Here is a 3,564-nt window from a genome sequence, read left to right on the forward strand (position 1 = left end):
CATTGCGAGGCCCCAAAGGGGCCGTGGCAATCTCGGGGAGGCACATGCAATTCGCACAGACTTCCGATAAAAACGCACAAACCGATTGCGTCTGTAGCGGCGTTCCCTGAGCGCCATTGGCAGTTGCAGGTATCGAGGCAGTGGTTCAGCGGCGCAAGGCAAACAGATTTGTCATTGCGAGGGCGCTTTGCGCCCGTGGCAATCTCGCAGCACCCGGTTAGATAACAGGAAAGCCACGGCAAATACGAAAGCTGTACGGCGGGGCATCGAGAGCGGCCGTCTCGCCTTTATATTAATAAATAACTCTTTACTACCTTTGACGGTCCGAACAGGGGGGTAAACAATGGAAGCCAAAACAACTAACGAGCAAACATCGCACCCCGATAAGCGTCTTCAAAGTCTCTGCAATTACTATCTGAATTGCATCAGCTTGGAAAACTCAAATAATATATCTTTTGACATCAAAAGTAGCCTTCAGCAAGAACACCGCTTCTTCGAGTTAACCCGAATCGACCTTACTGGTTCTGAAGAAAACATTCCCCTGTTGATCCATAGCTTGTCTTATGACAAGCGACTCACATCGTATGTCGGCTATCCAGTTATAGTTTCAAGAAAGTCAGCGACAAATCATTCTGTTTTGACTCCTGTTTTTCTTTTCCCTATCACGATTTCCGGTGGTGCTGTATCCATTTCTGAACTGCCAATCATAAATTTAGAAGCAATCCGGCAATACTCTCAGCGCGATAAAGACAGTCAAATATATGATTTGATCAATTTGGGGAACGATTTGGGTCTCAATGACAATGATTGTAATTTGAGCCCAAGTGAATTAGTTGCCAAACTCCAGCAGGTACGCCAGTGGCAATGGCGTGGACCTTTAGACCCGAATCAATTGACCACTTATCCTCCTATCAGTACGGTTTGTGAAGAAGGCGTTTATAATCGCGCCATCTGCCTTACGATCGCTCAATCATCATATACCGTGGGGTTGGAAAGTGAACTTTCCGCCTTAGCAAATTTGACTGAGGCATCATATCGCGACACCGCTCTATTCGACTGGATACATGATGCCGTGGCTGATGCCGCTTCTTCCGGGGCAAAAACCAATTTTCCATTGCTGGAAGTTTTTCCCATGAACACAGAACAGGAAGCTGCTATTCGTCACGCGTTAACGCAAAAGCTTACAATCGTCACCGGGCCTCCCGGTACGGGAAAATCGCAAGTAGTGGCAAATCTATTGATCAACGCCGCTTGGAATAAAAAAAGTGTTCTCTTTTCCAGCAAGAATAATAAAGCTGTCGACGTTGTGGAAAAACGCGTAAACTCATTGTGCTCTCGCCCTGTCATGCTGCGGCTTGGAAATGATAAATACGCAAATCGTTTAGCAGAATTAGTAACTGATTGTTTATCATACAACGTAGCAGAAGATAGCAAATTAAAATATAAGCAAGATAAGGCAGAATATGAGCACAAACTGGCAGAATACAGTCGATTATTTCAGGAAAAGGCTAGAATCGTTCGTCTGCGTAATAGTGTCGACCATGCTGAGCAAGCCATCTGCACACTGCGTAAAAACTGGGAGAAATGGTTTTGCTCTATCAATTCTGACAGTATTTATGACTGTGATGCAGCATATCAGCAATACAGAAGGTCATATCATGATTTTCAGGCTGCTAAAAACTCCTTTTTCTCAAAACTGTTCTGGTTTATATCCGGAAAACACAGGGAAAGCGACCTGATTCAGACCGCCAACGATCTAAATAATTTATTTGAAAAATATGAGTTGCCTGCAATCACGATAGACACCCGTTCCGACTCGCAAGATTACCATTGCAAAGTATGTGAACAAAGTGAACTGCTGCTCAAAAATTTGCGCAATATCGATAGCTACCTCAAATCTCTGCAGGCTTTATCTACGGCCCCATCGCTGGAGGCTCTGGACTGCGAACTCTCGAAAAGCAAGCAGGGCCTCGCCGGAACAGCAAAAGAACTCTGGAAAAGTTGGCTGTTAACATGTTCTACTGAAGTAGATCGCGAGTGCCGTAAAGACATGTCGAATTTTATAACCGCGATGAAGTTGAGCAACGGCAATTGTGACAATCCTGCCTTACGGAAGCAGTTTACCACTCTACAGGAAAAGATGCAGAAGTATCTTCCTTGTGTCGCCGTCACATCATTATCGGCAAAAAGCCGTATCCCTTTTGAGGCCGGATTATACGATATGGTCATTATCGACGAGGCAAGCCAGTGCGATATCGCTTCCGTTCTCCCGCTCCTATATCGTGCAAAACAAGCTGTTATCTTGGGCGATCAGCAGCAGTTAAGTCACATTTGTTCATTGTCCGCGACACAGGATACTCGTCTGTTGGAGAAATACGGCATCGACCTGCGTTGGTCATACTCAGCGTGCTCGTTGTATTCTGTTGCTGCAAGCATGATTGATTCTACTCAGGCCATATCGCTCAGAGACCATCATCGCAGTCACGGTGACATTATTGGTTATTCGAATACAGAATTCTATAAAGACACGCTGCGCATAGCAACGGCATATGACCGACTGGTATGTCCCAAAAATGTGTCCGCCGGAATCCATTGGGTCGACATCGCTGGTCAATCCAGACGGCCCCAAAATGGCGGTGCTCTCAATTACTCCGAAGTGAAAGCCGTCGTTTCGAATCTGGTTCAGCTTGTATTAGTTGAAGGGTATCGTGGTTCTATCGGCGTTGTCACACCATTCCGAGCACAAGCTGACCAAATTCGAAAAGAAATTGACAAATTTGAAGCACTCCGCCTCGCATTGGTAAATAACAAATTCCTCGTAGATACAGTTCATGCATTTCAGGGTGACGAACGCGATCTCATGCTGTTTTCAACTGTTATTTCGGATGGGATTTCACAATCGTCACTGCGCTTCTTAGCCCAAACGCAGAACCTGTTTAATGTAGCCGTATCCAGAGCGCGTGCCGTTCTGATCGTTATCGGCAACGAAACGTTCTGCTCGCATTGCGGAATTCGGCATATCGAAGACTTTGTATCATATGTAAGAAAACTTTCTCTTAATCGTCTGGTCAATTCACGATCTGATCCGGCGTATCCGCTTACCCGAGCATATCCCGATGTGCCGAATCCGGAACAGGTTTCAGGTTGGGAGAGATATTTTTATAGTATCCTGTTCGATCATGGAATCCATGTCATTCCGCAATACCCGGTTGAAAAGTATAAGCTCGATTTTGCAATTATCGCCGGTTCCAAAAAACTGGATATAGAAATTGACGGAGAAATGTATCATAGAGATTGGAACGATGAACTGTGCTACAGAGATCAGCTGCGTAATCAGCGTCTATTTGAGCTTGGCTGGGATGTTAAGCGTTTCTGGGTGTATCAAATATGTGATGAGTTAGCAAAGTGTATAGAAGAGATCAAGTTGTGGCTCAGGGAAGCGACAACGCCATAATCTCAGTACTATTTCGTAATGGCCTCGTAGTACCCAGCCAGATAGCAGGAAAACCCCGGCAAATTCGCAGGCTGTTGCAAGAGATTGCCACGGCCCCTCCGGGGCCGCGC

General features: G+C 45.7%; 1 protein-coding gene. It reads left to right on the forward strand.

Annotation, left to right across the window (positions count from 1 at the left end; translation table 11 throughout):
- Positions 1-343: 343 nt before the first annotated feature.
- A complete protein-coding gene (locus WMO66_RS02790; RefSeq protein ID WP_349134887.1) occupies positions 344-3,454 on the forward strand; it encodes an AAA domain-containing protein in 3,111 nt (1,036 codons plus the stop codon).
- Positions 3,455-3,564: the final 110 nt, after the last annotated feature.

The sequence above is a fragment of the Faecousia intestinalis genome, from assembly GCF_040096185.1.
Lineage (GTDB): Bacteria > Bacillota > Clostridia > Oscillospirales > Oscillospiraceae > JAZOXB01.